Origin of the sequence: Prevotella sp. S7 MS 2 (assembly GCF_000762865.1) — a bacterium.
Taxonomy (GTDB): Bacteria; Bacteroidota; Bacteroidia; order Bacteroidales; family Bacteroidaceae; genus Prevotella.
In genome coordinates this window covers 1-17,192 of the sequence record NZ_JRPT01000060.1, presented here as the reverse complement: position 1 = coordinate 17,192, position 17,192 = coordinate 1, and the positions used below count along the sequence as shown (strand labels likewise).

12 protein-coding genes are annotated in these 17,192 nt (G+C 44.3%); 4 read left to right on the top strand and 8 right to left on the bottom strand.

The features are described 5' to 3' along the window. Window positions 1-172: 172 nt before the first annotated feature. The 5 genes from HMPREF0671_RS09615 to HMPREF0671_RS09595 all read right to left on the bottom strand — a co-directional run bounded on the left by HMPREF0671_RS09615 (window position 173) and on the right by HMPREF0671_RS09595 (window position 9,319). Window positions 173-1,978, bottom strand: coding sequence for a RagB/SusD family nutrient uptake outer membrane protein (locus HMPREF0671_RS09615; protein WP_036899968.1), 1,806 nt, complete (start codon window positions 1,976-1,978; stop codon window positions 173-175). 14 nt (window positions 1,979-1,992) lie between these two features. Next, entirely contained in the window at window positions 1,993-5,370 is a 3,378-nt protein-coding gene (locus tag HMPREF0671_RS09610) for a TonB-dependent receptor (RefSeq protein WP_369793988.1), read from the bottom strand. A gap of 189 nt (window positions 5,371-5,559) precedes the next feature. After that, a complete protein-coding gene (locus HMPREF0671_RS09605; RefSeq protein ID WP_036899966.1) occupies window positions 5,560-6,543 on the bottom strand; it encodes a FecR family protein in 984 nt (327 codons plus the stop codon). 66 nt (window positions 6,544-6,609) lie between these two features. After that, entirely contained in the window at window positions 6,610-7,206 is a 597-nt protein-coding gene (locus tag HMPREF0671_RS09600; RefSeq protein WP_036899964.1) for an RNA polymerase sigma-70 factor, read from the bottom strand. Window positions 7,207-7,246: 40 nt separating this feature from the next. Further along, entirely contained in the window at window positions 7,247-9,319 is a 2,073-nt protein-coding gene (locus tag HMPREF0671_RS09595; RefSeq protein ID WP_036899962.1) for a family 20 glycosylhydrolase, read from the bottom strand. 415 nt (window positions 9,320-9,734) lie between these two features. Between HMPREF0671_RS09595 and HMPREF0671_RS09590 the strand changes: the two genes are divergently transcribed. After that, window positions 9,735-10,379: a DUF4476 domain-containing protein gene (locus HMPREF0671_RS09590; protein WP_036899960.1), complete on the top strand. Its 645-nt coding sequence runs from the start codon at window positions 9,735-9,737 to the stop codon at window positions 10,377-10,379. 92 nt (window positions 10,380-10,471) lie between these two features. Here HMPREF0671_RS09590 and rnc read toward each other — a convergent pair whose 3' ends face one another. The 3 genes from rnc to HMPREF0671_RS09575 form a co-directional block, all read right to left on the bottom strand. Then, on the bottom strand, window positions 10,472-11,560 hold the full coding sequence (gene rnc, locus HMPREF0671_RS09585; RefSeq protein WP_036899958.1) for a ribonuclease III: 1,089 nt from the start codon (window positions 11,558-11,560) through the stop codon (window positions 10,472-10,474). Next, complete coding sequence (fabF, locus tag HMPREF0671_RS09580) at window positions 11,550-12,812, bottom strand: beta-ketoacyl-ACP synthase II (protein WP_036899956.1); 1,263 nt, start codon at window positions 12,810-12,812, stop codon at window positions 11,550-11,552. Before fabF ends, rnc begins: the two co-directional genes overlap by 11 nt. Window positions 12,813-12,943: 131 nt before the next feature. Beyond that, complete coding sequence (locus tag HMPREF0671_RS09575) at window positions 12,944-13,180, bottom strand: acyl carrier protein (protein ID WP_036899954.1); 237 nt, start codon at window positions 13,178-13,180, stop codon at window positions 12,944-12,946. A gap of 241 nt (window positions 13,181-13,421) precedes the next feature. Here HMPREF0671_RS09575 and HMPREF0671_RS09570 point away from each other — a divergent pair, with 241 nt between their 5' ends. The 3 genes from HMPREF0671_RS09570 (at window position 13,422) to HMPREF0671_RS09560 (ending at window position 16,965) form a co-directional block, all read left to right on the top strand. Further along, window positions 13,422-15,194, top strand: coding sequence for a hypothetical protein (locus tag HMPREF0671_RS09570; protein ID WP_036899952.1), 1,773 nt, complete (start codon window positions 13,422-13,424; stop codon window positions 15,192-15,194). 92 nt (window positions 15,195-15,286) lie between these two features. Beyond that, window positions 15,287-15,892: a DUF4254 domain-containing protein gene (locus HMPREF0671_RS09565; RefSeq protein WP_036899950.1), complete on the top strand. Its 606-nt coding sequence runs from the start codon at window positions 15,287-15,289 to the stop codon at window positions 15,890-15,892. After that, the gene (locus HMPREF0671_RS09560; RefSeq protein ID WP_052052992.1) at window positions 15,889-16,965 is read left to right on the top strand and encodes a glycosyltransferase family 9 protein; all 1,077 of its coding nucleotides are present in this window, start codon (window positions 15,889-15,891) and stop codon (window positions 16,963-16,965) included. Before HMPREF0671_RS09565 ends, HMPREF0671_RS09560 begins: the two co-directional genes overlap by 4 nt. Window positions 16,966-17,192 lie beyond the last annotated feature (227 nt).

The following is a 17,192-nucleotide window of genomic DNA, read 5'->3' as shown; positions in this document are numbered from 1 at the left end:
GGATCGTAGGCACTGATGGCTTGATAGGCATGGTCGTCGCTCATGATGAATACGATATTCATAGGCTTCTGAGCACGATTTTGAGCCATCATGCTGGCCGGAGACATGGCCAATGTCAGACCGGCAAGAGATAAAGATAACGTTGTGTTCATATGTTTATATTATTGTTATACTATTCCCATCCGGGATTTTGAGTCCATTGTCCGTTTGTCAACGACAACATTCTCGATTGGATTGGCAGTAAATAATCTCTATGCACGTTGAAAGCCCACCCTTTTTCGTACCCAGAGGGGTTGATAGGCAGGATGTAACGGTAGGTATCACCGGCTTTTCCTGTGAGATACAAGTTATTACCGGAAGCCTTGTCATAAACCAATTTATCACCATAGGCAGCATTGTTCTCCAAATTACTGCCCACAAACATCGCTCCAATAGCACGCTTTCCAACGATTAACTCGTCGGCTGCTGCCCAACGCATGATGTCGTCCAGTCGTCTACCCTCGCATGCAAGTTCGACTCTTCGTTCTCTTCTCACAACTTGGATATACTTATCTAAATGTGAGAACGGATAATCTGTCGATGTATTATATTCCCTATCAAAATTTATAACAGGCATGCCTACGCGATCACGAAGTGGTTTGAGCAATGAGATAATCTGTTGTGCATTAGCAGAACCATCGAGTTCGGCAAGTGCCTCTGCGTAGTTGAGAAGAATATCTGCATATCGATATTGTATAGCGGGGGTGCTTCCTTTGTACTCTGCATCCAAGTTACCCTTGTAATCTATCTGTACAAATTTGAGCAAAGAGTATCCTGACTCGTTCTTATTATATCCGGAACCGGTCAAAGGTGGTACTACATAGGGTGCTTGATCGGGACGTAATACCTGTCCCGGCATACAAATAGTCTGGCAAAGGCGAGGGTCACGCAATGTGGGGTTCAGTTCTTCGCCGAATGTTTTCTTGGCATTGACAACCTGTTCACCGATAAACGGCTTACCATCTATCGTCAGATAATCGTCGACCAAAGATGCATTGACACCTGTACCACCACCACCTTGATTCAAGTAGCGGTCTACACTGTTACCAATATTGTTACCATCATAACGTTTAAACCACAACACTTCAGGATTTGAACTTAAATCCTCGGTCTGGAATATAACTCTGTAATCGTTCAGAGGATTGCCTGCTGAATAGATTTTCCAAACTCCGCGGTCTACCACAGCCTTACATGCTGCAACACATTGCTTTAAATAATCGGATATCTTCTCGTCGGTTACCCCCGGTGTAAAGAATTCATCTTTCTTCTGTTTATGATATTTCTCCCACGTTCCTTCGTACAATGCAACTTCGCCCTTGAGCGCTCTAGCCACGTCTTGATGGACTCTCATGGTGGCAGAAGACTTCTGTTGACGTAAATTAGCAATAGCCTTGTCAAGGTCGGCAAGGATACTATCAGCAATCACTGTACGCTCTTGACGTGGTAGATTCAACACTTCGGCAGTTGGATCTAGCGGTTTACTAACCCAAGTGAGCTTACCATATTTCTTAAACAACTGGAAATAATACCATGCGCGGAAGTAATATGCCTCGCCAACACACTGCTTATAGTCTGCCGAACTGGTATTGGCTACATGGTTAAAATTGTTGATGAGGAAGTTGACATTGCGAATATAGGTGTATTCTGTCATCTTTGTGGCATTGCTAAGTGTCAATGCACCGTTCAAACGAGAACTTACCGAACTATTTGACATATTGTCGCTATTCAAGTCTCCATTTGCTATATAGCTTCCCCCCCAATCATATCCTTGATTCCTGACACCGGTTTGATAGAATTGGTCAAGGTAGCTAGACATCTCACCGACCGATGAGAATGGATTCACCGTGGATAATTCTCCTTCGGGAGACTTCGATAAATCATAGCAACCTGTTAATGTTGCCGCAGCAAAAACTGCAATACAAATATTATATAGTTTCATGATAATCTATATTATTATAAGTTTACGGATAGGCCAACAGATATAACTTTGTTCATAGGATAGTTCTTGCCACCCTCAGAACTATAATCATTAGAGGTAAAGATGGCTTCGGGGTCGAACATACCCATCAGTTTGGTAAAGGTCAAGAGGTTCTCTCCCGTTACAAAGACTCTCACTTGAGACAGGTGAGCCTTTGTCAACCAAGCAGCAGGAAGGTTATAACTCAATGTAATATTTTTCAAACGACAGTACGCTGCATTCTGTAAATAACGATCGGTTGTGCGAGCTGAAGTCTTTGCATTGTACGAACCCACTCCACCGGCTGTGTTGATATACGGCTTAGGATAGTAAGCTCCCTTGTTGTCTTCGCGCCAATAGTCGAGATGTTGTTTGAATACAGTGACTTGAGCATACGAACTACTACCCCAGAAGTAGACACTTCCGGTCGGATCCCAATCACGTTTTCCAACACCTTGGAACATCACGCTTAGGCTCAAACCTTTCCAAGAAATCTGTCCATTCAATGTATATTGGTATCTAGGTGTCGTATTTCCTACGATTGTCAAATCGCCCATATCGCCCAATACGTTCTTGCCGTTGTTCACTTTACCGTCATCATTGAGGTCGCGGAAGTTCACATCGCCGGGTGTCCATGCTCTTGGGGTGAAGAAAGACATATCATGTGTCTTATTATACTTGTCTGCCTCTTCAGCTGTTTGAATCAAACCATCGGTCTTATATCCCCAAATTTCACCCACCTTGCGACCAGTATACCAGTTGGAAGCAGGTGCTGTTCCGGTCGGGTTAGCATATTCTGTTACCACAGAGGTTGCATCTGAGAGAGAGCCACCAATTTGATAATCAATCTCTTTAGCAATCTTTCCACGGTAGGACAAAGTCAATTCCCATCCACGGTTGCGCATACTTGCATTATTGGTTTGTGGTGCTGCTGCACCAAAGAAGTCGGGAAAATCGACTCCGGGACCCAACATATCTTTTGTCTTACGCTCGAAGATGTCGAAGCTACCTGTCAATTGATTACCAAAGAAACCAAAGTCTAGACCGATGTTCTTACTATTCACCTTCTCCCAAGTGGTTGCCGGATTCACTACACCGGGTGCTAACAAGTACACATGTCGGCCATCGGGGAAGATGTAGTTACCCAGTCCGCTGCTGAATGCCATTGTAGAAGCAAAAGTATAGAGAGCTGCTCCCGACTGATTACCAAGTAAACCGTAAGATGCACGAAGTTTAAGATGAGAGACAACATTGGTCAACGGTTCCATAAACTTTTCTTGCGTGATATTCCAACCCAATGAAATAGAAGGGAACCAACCCCATCGATGACCAGCCGCAAAGCGAGAGGAACCGTCGTAACGACCATTGATTTCTACGAGATAACGGCTCTTATAGTCATAGTTGATACGTCCGAAGAAGCCTCGTGTAGCCCATCCGTTACGTGTATCTACTACAGAACGGTTGCCTGTGCCGACTCCTACGTTCGGATTTGCGGTAGAATATAATCCAGTAATTACATTCTTCAGGTAATCATAATTGGAGTTTTCCTCTTGATATCCAGCCATTAAGGTGAAGTTATGAGCATTGTTCAAAGAGAATACATAGTTACCATACAGACTCAAAGTCTGGTAATGGGTATGCGAATTGGCACGTGTGAACTTTCCATCAGCAGTAATATCCAATTCATCGCGTACACCTTTGGAGGTCGAAACACCGTCGGCTCCATAGATAAGCGGTGCAACATTTTCTGCCATATAGTTGTTAGCAATCAACTTATAGGTATAGTTCATATAGACATTGAAGTTTTTAAATGGCTTCAGGTTGATTCCTCCGGTTAGATTCATCATGTCTCTCTTGTTCTTAGTGAACGTTCCGCTCTGCAAATAGGGAACCATTGAGAGTTCGGTAAAGTGCCCGTTAGGGTCTATCGGAGAAATTGTCGGGCGGAATCTTGCTAATGAATGGAAGAACCCATCGCCTATACCACCATCGCCAAAAGGCGTGTTATTCACTGAATGGCTAAATTTCAAACCAACTTGCAAGCTCAACCATTTAGTCAGTTCCGAATTTATGGTAGAAGAAACATTCAAGCGTTCGTAGTTGATTTTGGCATAACGCAAGATACCATCTTCCTTTAAATAACCAGTAGAAACATAATATTGTGCACTCTTACCACCACCGCTGAAGCTTAAATTGTGCTGTTGTCTGATAGCATGGTCTTTATAGTGCAACTTGAAATAGTCCACATTGCCTATACCTTTCTCCGAGTTCTCGAAGGCAGGATTCATACTTGCATTCGCTGACAACTCATGCCAAGGGTTCACACTCGAAGGATCATTGATGTAAGATTGCAATTCTTTCATTTTTCCTTCGCTGTATAGACGAGAAGAACCGGCATTGGCAACACCCGCATTCCAATATTGTGCAAAGGCATAAGAGTCTACCATTTCCGGCAATACCGTTGGTGAACTCCAGCCCACAGAGCCTTGATAATTGGCACGCATGGTTCCCTCTGTACCTTTCTTCGTCGTTACCAATATCACACCATAAGCTGCTCGCGCACCATAGATGGCACAAGCCGATGCATCTTTCAACACCGAAAGACTCTCTATATCATTTGGATTGACGTCAGAGAGATTCATTTCTATACCATCGACAAGTACATAAGGATGACCAGTATTAGACAGGTTGCCTTGTCCACGCAGTGTTAACGTACCTGTGGCACCCGGTCTTCCTGCGTTATCATTGGTTACCAACAAGCCCGGAACTAATCCCTGTAAACTTTGGGAAGCATCGGTTACAGGTCGCAACTGTAAATCTTCGCCTTTTACCGATGATACCGAACCTGTCAAGTTTACCTTTTTCTGGACTCCATAACCTACCACTACAACTTCTTCCAAGGCTTTGGTGTCCTCCAACATCTTCACAGTCAAAGCCTTATTAGGAACTGCTTTCACCGTCTGACTTTGATATCCGATATACGAAACTTCCAAATCGGCTCCTTGATGAGCCTCTAAAGCAAAATTACCATCTAAGTCTGTAATCGTACCGGCGCTTTCTCCTTTTACTTTAACAGTAGCTCCAATGATGGGTTCGTTATTGTTATCAACGATCTTACCGGTTATCTTGTGTTTTACACTACCGGTTTGCAAGGTCGATTTTCGACTAGACAACTTTGAAATAATAATCGACTTACCTTTAATCTCATAAGTGAGATTCTGCCCAACAAGTATTTGGTCAACAGCTTGACCTACGGTTGTAGCATCTACATTTACAATACCAGAGGTGTTCACATCAGACTCTTCGTAAATAAAGGAATAACCGCTTTTCTGATTTAAGGCGGTCATAGCCTTCTTGACTGAGACTTTTTGCATTTTAAGGCTCACTGCTTGGGCAAATACCACTAGCTGACAAGCAAGAGCACAACCTATCAAAACGACTTTCTTAAGGTTCATAGTAAAGACATATTAAAGATATTAAACTTATTGTTTTTTGCTTTTTGCACTAACTATAACTAAACTCTGTTCATGCTGGTTGAGAATTTTAAAGGTTGATATTTTGGATTAATAAAAGGTCACTTTCTTACCTTGTACACGGTAATGTATTTTATTGGTTGCTACAAGTGCATCCAAAATGTCACGCAAATGTGCTTCTTGGGTGTTGAAACTACCGTGGAATCGCAATTGGTAGAGAGCATCATTGGCCACTATAACCTTTATATTGTAGTTGCGTTGCAACTTCTTGGCTATCTCATTCAGGGCATCGCCATTAAAGACAAGCATATTATTTTGCCAATCCTGATAATCATTTTCGGCATTATTAATCGTCAACTCACCAGTTTTCTTATCCAGTACTGCTTTCTGTCCGGGTGCTAGAAGTTGATTATTTTGATAATTCATAAAGTTGTCTAGCGACACTTTTCCTTCTGTCAAAGTAACGATAGCCTCGTCATCATCAGCATAATCACAGAAATTAAACTTTGTTCCAAGGTCGTTCACTCGAAGGTTTGTAGAGTTCACACTGAAAGGTTTGTCCTCTTGGTGTTTCACTTCAAAATAGGCTTCACCCATCAAATTTACCTCACGCTTGTCTACACCAAAACCTTGAGAGTATGTTAGTTTGGAGCCGGAATTAAGCCATACTTTCGTTCCATCAGGCAAGTTCAGCTTCAAGCGCGAACCAGCAGGTGCTTCAACGGCAATATCTGCAAAGTTAGATTTGATATTCGATTCACCTGTTTTATATGATAATACCGACACAACAAATAAAGCAATGGCTGCCGCTGCATAATATAGATAGCGGTAACGGTGCGTAGTTACAGGCTCACTTTTCTTAATACGCGAAAGGAAAGTTTGATAAGCAGCCTCTACATCAAACTTTGGCGACGGCGAAGTAGATGTCCATATCTCACGCCATTCATAATAATATTGTTTATTCTCTTTCGAAGCACGTAGCCATGTTTGCAACTCTTTCGCTTCTTCTTGCCCCATTTCTCCACTCAGAGATGCTATAATGAGGTCTTTTATATGTTCACTTATTTCTACCATAGGATTTAATTCTATTAACAAGACGATAGAATTTATCGTATGGGTAGTCTAAATATGAACTTTTTTCTAAAAATGTAAGAAGAAGAAAACTATTGCTGTGATGAGATATTTATGCAAGTCTTCACGCAATTGTGCTAATGCTTTCTTCATGTGATACTTCACTGTATTCTCTGAAATGCTTAAAATACGAGCTATTTCCTCATAAGATTTCTGTTCTAGCCGACTCATTCTGAATATCCGTTGGCATTCCGCCGGCAGTCGACAGATAGCCTTTTGTATTTCTCCTTCGAGTTCTTGAGCGAGTAATTTGCCTAAAGGATACTGCTCAGCTTGCAAATATCCAATGACAGGAATATCTACCGAACTCACTCCGGATATACGTATTTCTTTCTGATTATAATTTGATTTGAGATAATCAAGGCATCGATAGCGAACACTTGTAACCAGATAATTACGTAAAGATGATGTGATATTCAGCGATTCTCTAATCTCCCAAAGATGAAATATCACATCACCCACGATGGTTTCTGCCAAAAATTGGTCGTCGACATACTGCATAGCCACACGACACAACACCGTATAATGATGTTTGTATACATATTTATATGCAGCCTCTTGACCTTGGCGTAGTTGTTCTATAATCAATACTTCCGTGCGTTCCATCTATTCAGATGATTTTGTTTTGCCATGATTGCCCATACATTCACCCCCTTCTGTTCACCATTACTTCGTCGCAGAAGATGAAGCCGCCTTGTTTAGGGGCGCGGGTTGTGACTTTTACATATCGTCCTTTGGCCTTTCCTTGCCATGTATATGGGCGCACGAAATAACGGGTAGAGTCGTCCTTGAAGGTTTGCTTGTCTATTTCTTCAAAGTTTTGCCCATCAGTTGATACAGCGACGGTTACCTCAGCGGGGAAGAAAATCTCCGGACCACGGAATTGTAAGAAGTCGGCCGACACATTATTAATGTCCATCTCTTTCTGTAAATCAATGACGATGCTCAATCTGCCTGCTTGAATAAAGCCCTGCCAACCATTATCTTTGAAACTCCAGTCGCCCATTTTTCCATCGACTAGTGTACCATTCCCCGTTCCGGCATAGCGTGGTGAACAAGGCGACAGGTAGGTCACCGGTTTGCCAATGGCATCGTGTACCACCGCTGACGTACTCTCATTCCTATCTCCCAACTCGTTCTGTAAGTCGTAAGGAGCATATCCATCGCGTTTCATCCGGGCAATCAGACCGAGCGCACGAGTCTTGAAGTCGCTATAATCCCGGGCAGGTGAACTCCATCCTGCCTCTGCTACGGCAAACAAACGAGGGTAAATCATGTATTCGGCACGCTCCTCTGTGTCCACTCTTTCAGTCCACAGGTTACCTTGTACACCCCATATATTCTTTGCTTCGGGCTTGTTTTGATAATCAATGGGTATCGGGTCGAACTTGTAGGCCGACTTCAAAGGCGTATAGCCCAATTGTCCTCGCTCGTCGGTAGCTGGATTACATTGGAAATAATCAAGGTAGTAGCATTCCGTAGGCGACATGATAACCTTTGAATCTTTGGCAGCTTTGAAGCCCATATCGGCTCCACGCCATGCCATGACGGCTGCGCCATCGGGCGTACCACCCGTTGTGATCTCGTCCCAACCTATCATCTTGCGCCCATGACGATTCAAAAAAGCGTTCACACGCTTCATCATGTAGGCCTGTAATTGTTCTTTTGACTGCAGATGCTCGTCGTTCATGCGCTTTTGACAACGCTCGCATGTCAGCCAATTCTTTCCCGATGCCTCATCACCGCCTAGATGTATGTACTCGGAAGGGAATATATCCATGATTTCTTTCAACACTCCTTCGATGAATTCAAAGCTTTTTTCGTTTCCGATACACAAGTCAGAGGCTCGCTCACCGGTACACGAAAGCTGTGGATAGGTGCTTGTCACTTCGTTGTTATGGCCGGGAATCTCCAACTCTGGAATCACCGTGACACCCCGTTCAGCCGCATATCGCACAATATCGCGCAACTCTTGTTTCGTATAATAGCCACCATACGCCCCCGGTGTGTCCTTGGTACAATAGTTCATCCCCGTCGCACGCCACTGCTCCCAGTTTGAAGTGGTTCGATAAGCAGCCTTCTCCGTCAGTTCGGGATAATGCTTGGTCTCGATGCGCCACCCTGCTTCGTCGGTCAGATGCAGGTGTAGTCGATTCATCTTCAATCTTACAAGCATGTCAATCTGCTTCTTGATGAAGTCTGTAGTCCATATATGGCGCGAGCAATCGAGCATCATGCCACGATAGGCAAACCGTGGTGTGTCCTCTATATGCACATATCTCACGGTACCATCTACAGCCGTTAAGTTCCTTAATGTCTGTAATCCATACTGCAATCCGGCTTTGGATGGCGACAGAATCTCAATGCCTCGTTCCGATACGTCGAGCGTATAACCCTGTAAATACCGGTTGAATGGCACGGTGTTCATCTCGTTCGGTTTGCCCGTCTGAATCAATCTGATGATTTGGTTACCATTCCTTGTTCGCGTTTTCTTCAATGGAGCAGAGGTGACTTCGCCTAACCAATATCGCATCGTCTTCAAATTTTTACGCGACAAGTTGCTATATAAGCGCGTCTCATTGTCTATTTTGAATTGTCCGTCACGGTAAACTACTGTGTGAGGCTTGGGTATAATACCCTGTGCAACGGCCGAAATCGTTGGGAACAATAACAATATACCTAGTAAAAATAAGGAAGTTGATAGTTTGAATTGTTTCATCGTATGGTATTTTTGACACCTACAAAGATACAATTTCTCATCCAATTATGTTTCGCGTTCAGTAGAATTAATATACAATAGTGGTTTTCTTCCTTTTCGAGGAATCATTGGTCATCGGCCGAATAGTCGTTGTCGGCGTAGCCAGTGCAACGGAAACACAGGAGGTAATGGGCGGGATGGGAGTATTTCCTCTTGCAATATAAACCTTTCTGCCTACATATGTCTTTCTATTCCAGTTTTCTCTACACATTAAAATAGGAAATTCCACCTCACAGATTAGGGATTTCCCATCTGCAAAAGGAGAAATTATCTCTATCTTTGCATAAGTTATTCAGCACTCAACAGCTTGAAAATAAATTTTCATAGCACCCGTTAGTGCTATCTGTGTACAATGTTCAACTAAAATACCACGACGATGAAACAAGTAAGACTCAAGGCTTTGACCACGTTATTATTATTGTTGATGTTTCCGATATGTATGGAAGCAAAAAGATTTGATGAGATAAAATTGGGTATGACCCAATCAGAAGTACGCGCATTAGTAGGTAAGCCGAAGTTTAAACGCATGAATTACGATTCGGAACAATGGGAATACCACTCGCTGAAACTGGACGGTTCGGTGGTTTATATTACGACCGTGGACTTCGCGAACAACCATGTGGTAGCATGTAACTCATACGAACGCCCCAACACTTCAATAGATTATACACCCCAATACCAAATTCCATTGCCCTATGGTAGGATGCCCATGTATCGCAACGTGATGGATGATGCCGATTTTAATGTGTTCTATCGGTATGTAGTCAATGAGACTTTCGACGACAACAAGTTGAAACTTATCACGGTGGGAAGTCTGAATGGTGGTTTCAGTTGTCGGCAGTGCGCTCGCATGATGGATGTTTTTAACTTCGACGATAAGAAGTTGAAAGTGATTAAAATCATGGCTCCACGACTTGTAGACCGCATGAATGCTACGATAATATTATCGAAGCTCACTTTCGAGTCGAGCAAGGAAGAGGCTGCCAGAATGCTAGGAATTCCTTGGGGGAATATGAGGTAGGAGATAAAAGATGATAGGCTGTAATAAAGAATAAAAACGCGACGAGCACTAAAAGGCTTGTCGCGTTTTTATATATAGATACGAGTTCGTATTTACTGTATTTCATTGAAAGCGGCCTCTTCGGCAGCTTTGATAATGTCTTCTTTGCTTTGCGGACCAGCACTGATGTCACTCAGGTCGAATTCATCGGTATCCGTTGTTTCTTTCTCAACCGATTTTACTTCGTTGTCTGAGCGATACATGGGCGGACGACGCTTGTTTCGACGTGGTTTATCGTCGAATACTTCCTCGCGGAACGTGTTCTCGTGCTTCTCTACCGATGCTTTTTCGTCAATATCTTTAGTGATGATGAAGTCATCTTTAGCCTCTGTGGTCGGCACGTTCTCTACAGGTTCTTCCTCCATCTTGGTACGATTGGTCTTCGCAGCAAATACTTCGTCGATGAACTGAGGTTCACGACGCAACTTCTCCAAGGTGAGCTTGCTGGCCAGTTGCTGGCTTTCTTTCTTGCTATAGCCATTGCCCGAACATCCTTGTATACCTTCCAAAAGCACCTCGTAGCTGAAAGTAGGACTACCATTGTCGTCTTTCTTCTGATTGAGCATCTTGAAGTCGAGTTGCACTCGATTCTTCTGACTCCACTCAATGAGCTTGCTCTTAAAGTTCACCTCTTTGTAGGCTACCTTGTCAATGTTGATCATCTCGGACAAAATGCGGTTCTTCATGAATGCCATACAGGCATCGTAACCGCGGTCAAGATAGATAGCACCGACGAGAGCTTCGAAAGCATTTCCTCCCATATAGCTGTTGTGAGAAGAACTGCGTCCGCTAGAAAGGATGAGTTTGCTTAGTCCTAACGACTGAGCGAGCTTATTTAGCGTGTCGCGTTGTACGAGTTTGGAACGCGTGTTGGTGAGGAATCCCTCACGTTTTCCGGGGAAATGCTGATAGACAATGTCTCCAACGATAGCGTCAAGGATAGCATCTCCGAGGAATTCTAGGCGTTCGTTGTTGATGGGTTTACCCTTAGCGTTGCGTCGCATCACACTCTTGTGCATCAAAGCAAGCTTATAATAACTGATATTGTGAGGGTAAAAGCCTATGATATTGCGCAAGGAAGAAAAAAGCTCCTTTTCCTTTCGGAAAGGGAGCTTGATTCTATCAATAAGATTATTCAGCATATTTCTTGAACACTACACAACAGTTGTGACCGCCAAAACCGAAGGTGTTGCTCAGTGCTACACGCACTGTGCGCTTCTGAGCTTGGTTGAATGTGAAGTTCATATTGTAGTCGATGTTCTCGTCTCTATCGTCCTCTTCGTGGTTAATCGTTGGAGGAATGATATCATTTTGAACTGACAATACACATACCATAGCCTCTACTGCACCGGCAGCACCCAACAGGTGACCGGTCATAGACTTGGTTGAACTGATATTCAACTTATAAGCTGCATCGCCAAACGCTTCCTTGATGGCCTTAGCCTCAGAAATATCACCTACCGGAGTAGACGTTCCGTGCACGTTGATATAGTCTACATCTTCCGGATTCAAGTGGGCATCTTCGAGCGCATTCATCATTACGAGCTTAGCACCAAGGCCTTCCGGGTGGCTGGCTGTGATGTGATAAGCATCGGCGCTAGCACCTTCGCCCACCATCTCAGCATAGATTTTAGCACCACGAGCCTTTGCATGCTCCAACTCTTCGAGTACCAAACAGCCAGCACCCTCGCCCATGATGAATCCATCGCGACTTGCGCTGAATGGACGAGAAGCGTGTTCGGGATCGTCGTTGCGTGTAGAAAGTGCGTGCATAGCGTTGAATCCGCCTACGCCACATTCGCAGATAGCAGCCTCGGCGCCACCACTTACAATAACGTTTGCTTTACCCAAGCGAATCAAGTTGAACGCATCAGCGAGTGCATTGCTTGAAGATGCACAAGCAGATGTCGTGGTAAAGTTAGGTCCATGGAATCCAAAGTGGATTGAAATCTGTCCTGAAGCGATGTCGGCAATCATCTTTGGGATGAAGAAAGGACTGAATTTAGGGCCGTTTTCGATGTTCTGACCGTAGTAAGTCACCTCGTCTTCGAAGGTCTTAATACCGCCGATACCTACACCGTATACCACACCGATACGGTTTTTATCTTCGTTTTCCAAGTCCAAACCTGCATCTTTTACACCCTGAATGGCGCTAATCATAGCCAATTGAGTGTAACGATCGAGCTTGCGAGCTTCTTTACGATCGATGTAATCGTTCACGTTGAGGTCTTTAACCTCGCAAGCAAACTGTGTCTTGAACTTAGAAGCGTCGAATGATGTAATAGGAGCGGCACCACTCTTACCTGCCAACAAGTTGCTCCAAGTTTCTTCCGGAGTGTTGCCAACGGGCGTTACTGCGCCTAAACCTGTTACTACTACTCTTTTTAACTCCATTATTCAGAAAGTATTTATTGAATCAATAGCAAATATTTATGGTTGACGGCTTCCGTCTCTATGCACACAATAAGGTACTAAGAGATGTGGAAAGCTTCCGCCAACCATAAACACTCAACTACGAAACGTTATTATTTAGCGTTCTGCTCGATGTAGTTGATAGCGTCACCAACAGTCTGGATGGTTTCTGCTTTATCGTCGGGAATTGAAATACCAAATTCCTTCTCGAATTCCATAATCAGCTCTACAGTATCCAATGAATCTGCGCCGAGGTCGTTTGTAAAGCTTGCTTCAGGCTTAACTTCAGCCTCATCAACACCAAGTTTGTCTACGATAATAGCCTTTACTTTGCTTTCAATTTCTGACATAATACTCTAAATTTAAATTGTTTATAAATAATTCTCATTATAAAATCGGCTGCAAAGAAACGAATTTATTTTCAGTCTGACAAGTTTTTTATTCAAAAAAGCGCTCATTCTTGCACACACTAGTAGTGATTGTGCATATAAATAGCTATTTAATGCGTAAATTCCCTATTATCAGACAGTTTGATATGTTTTATGAAAAACATATACTAATTTTGCAAGTATAACTAAATCTATATTTATAATGAAAAGACTCATTCTGTCATGTGCCGTTAGTATGTTTGCTATCATATCACATGCAGCCAATATTACAATTGATTTGGCGCACTATGGCTTGTCTTCCGACACTACCATCAACGCCTCCATAGCTTTCAGTAGAGCCATGAAAGCAGTGCAAAAAGCAGCTATTAAAGGCAATCAAATAACTGTAAAAGTGCCGCGCGGACGCTATCATTTCTATCCCGATGGGGCTACGCTACATGAGTACTACGTCTCCAATCACGACCAATTGAATCCTCGTGCGGTGGGCATCTGCATGGAGCGATTGCGCAATGTGACTTTCGATGGTGGCGGTTCCGATTTCATCTTCCATGGCCGTATGTTGCCCCTGAGTCTTGTGGGAGCAGAGAACTGCACGCTCCGTGGTTTCCGTGTAGACCACGCCAACCCACATATAGCCCAAGCAACCATTGTCAGCAACGACACAGTGAGCCACGAAATCGTTTATCAACTGTCACCCGAAGTGAATTATACACTTTCTCACGACACACTATATACCAATGGGCAGGGATGGAAATACCTCCTGAATTCGGCTATTGCGTTCGACCCCAAGACTCATCACATGGTCTATCGCACTAGCGACATAGGCATCCGTGTGACCGGAGTAAGCGCTTTGCCCGATAGAAAATTTCTTGCTCGCGGATGGAACGATGCCCGCTTGAAGCCCGGAACCGTACTCGCCATGCGTTCATGGACACGTCCTGCACCGGCCATCTTCCTCTATGAGTGCAAGAATACGAAGCTCGAAGACATCACCATATATTATATGGAAGGTATGGGAGTGCTGGCTCAGTTGTGCCATAATGTATCGCTCGATGGATTCAACGTCTCCCTTCGTCCCGGTACCCACCGCTATTTCACTACACAGGCCGATGCTTCCCACTTTGTTAATTGCAGTGGCGAGATTGTCAGCAGGCATGGTTTGTACGAGAGTATGATGGATGATGCCATTAATATCCATGGTGTTTACCTCAAAATGACGAAACGATTGGACGATCATACTATCCGCGCCCGCTTCATGCACGACCAAGCTTATGGTTACAAATGGGGCTATGTGGGCGACACGGTGCAGTTTATCGCCTCCCGAACCATGGAACATATCCCCGGAATCAATGTCATAAAGAAGATTAAGGCAATTGACAAACCCATCGACAAAGGTGTTAAAGAGTATGAGATAACATTCGTTCAGCCCTTGGCAGCAGATATTGATGAGCGCAACAGCATCGGTGTAGAAGACTTGACACTGACACCTACCGTACAATTCGACCACAATGTAGTGCGTAACAACCGTGCACGCGGCTGTCTGTTCTCCACACCTCGTCGTGTGGTTTGCGAGGATAATTTCTTCGACCACACCTCCGGAACGGCCATATTACTCTGTGGTGACTGCAACGGATGGTACGAATCGGGGGCTTGTCGCGATGTAACCATTCGCCATAATGTCTTTGTCAATGCCCTCACCAATATGTTCCAATTCACCGAAGGCGTTATCTCCATCGACCCGGAAATACCAGAATTCAGCAAGCAGAAACGATACTTCCACAGTGGTATCAAGATTCTGGACAACGTGTTCGATACCTTCGATGCTCCATTGTTGTACGCTAAATCGGTCGACGGCATCACAATGCGTGGCAATCGAGTGTTACATAACAATGCCTATCCGGCTTTCCACCACAATCGGAAAGCCGTAACCTTGGAGAATGTTGCCCGCTATCAAAGCGATATAGACGAGAAATAAGGCTGTTTGCCCGCAAATCTAGCGGGCAAACATTTGTATTCTCAAATAAAATTTCTATTTTTGCAAGAAGTTAAACACATACCTGAACAAGAATGACATTCACACAACTCTGCAACGAGATTTTCAACAAAGCTATCCAAGACTATCATGTCAAGGACTGTATCGACACGCCGATTAGCAATCCCTATCATCGTGATAGCATTGAAAACCGACTTTATTTGAAATGCTGGATTGACACTGTGCAATGGCATTTCGAAGACATTATCCGAGATCCGCACATCAATCCGCTCGAAGCATTGGCGTTGAAGCGTCGCATCGATACCAGCAATCAAGACCGTACCGACTTGGTAGAGCAGATTGACTCGTATTTCCGACAGAAATATTCCGACGTGAAAGTGTTGCCCGATGCACGCATCAACACCGAGAGTCCGGCTTGGGCGGTCGACCGTTTGTCTATCCTTGCACTGAAAATCTATCACATGCGCGAGCAGACGGAGCGTACCGATGCCGGAGATGAGCACAAGGCAGCATGCCAAAATAAGTTGCAAGTGCTGCTCGAACAGCAAAAAGACCTTTCTACAGCCATTGATCAATTGTTGGAAGACATCGAGGCCGGTCGCAAATACATGAAGGTTTACCGACAAATGAAGATGTACAACGACCCTTCAACCAATCCTGTGCTCTACGCCAAAAAGTGAAAAACGAACACTTGCTCATTATCCGTTTCTCGGCCATGGGCGATGTTGCTATGGCCGTTCCGGTGGTATATGCCCTTGCCACCCAATATCCTCATTTGAGAATCACGGTTCTCAGTAAGCCTTTTGCTCGCGCTTTTTTTGAGCAACTGGCACCCAACGTCGGGTTCATGGAAGCCGACTTGAAGACTGAATACAATGGAGTCAAGGGATTGAATGCACTCTATCGCCGACTTGTTGCCAAGAATTTCACGGCCATCGCCGACTTTCACGACATTATTAGGTCCAAGTACCTGCGCATGCGGTTTAATATCGGCAATTATCGCGTGGCTCATATCGACAAGCACCGTGCCGGTAAACGCCGGCTTGTCGATGCTGATAATAAGGTACTTGTACAGCAACCTACTTCTTTCCAAAACTATGCCGACGTGCTAGCCCAATTGGGCTATCCCGTTAAACCAAACTTTTGTTCCATCTATCCGCCCGAAGGCGCACCGCTCCGACTGCTTCCTGCGACCATTGGCGAGAAACGTCCGTTCCAACAGTGGATAGGTATTGCTCCCTTTGCTGCCCACGTGGGGAAGATATATCCCGTGGAGTTGATGGAACAAGTCATCGTTCAACTCATCCATTTGCATCCCTCTTGTCGCATCTTCTTGTTTGGTGGTGGGGGCAACGAGCGTCAAATACTCGACCAATGGGTCGAGCGTTACACCAATTGTATTAATGCTTCGGCACTTGCCGGAGGCTTGTCCAACGAACTTATCATCATGAGTCGGCTTGACGTCATGGTGAGTATGGACAGTGCCAATATGCATCTAGCCTCGTTGGTAGCTTGCCCTGTGGTGAGCATTTGGGGTGCCACACATCCCTACGCTGGCTTTATGGGGTGGAACCAGTGTGCCGACAATACCGTGCAAGTGAATCTTTCATGTCGTCCATGTAGCATTTATGGCAACAAACCCTGCATGCGTGGCGACTGGGCTTGTCTCCATGACATCACACCCGAAAGCATTGTGGAACGTGTAGAAGCCAATCTGACGGCTACCGAGAAACTCATCAAGTCCGTTTTTTAGCTATTCCTATAAATGAATTGGCATTATAGGGTAAATGCCAATCGCTCGGTATGAGCAAGAATAAGCCTTATATTTCTGTGTGTAGAGATGGTATGAGTACCATTTACCCTATCGTTAGCCCCAACCCAAACCCTCCCAAAAAGGAGGGAAATTATATAGAGTTAATGAGTTATTGAGTGAATTTGTTAGTTCATGAGGGCTAAGTTTATGAGTTCTTTGTTCTCCCT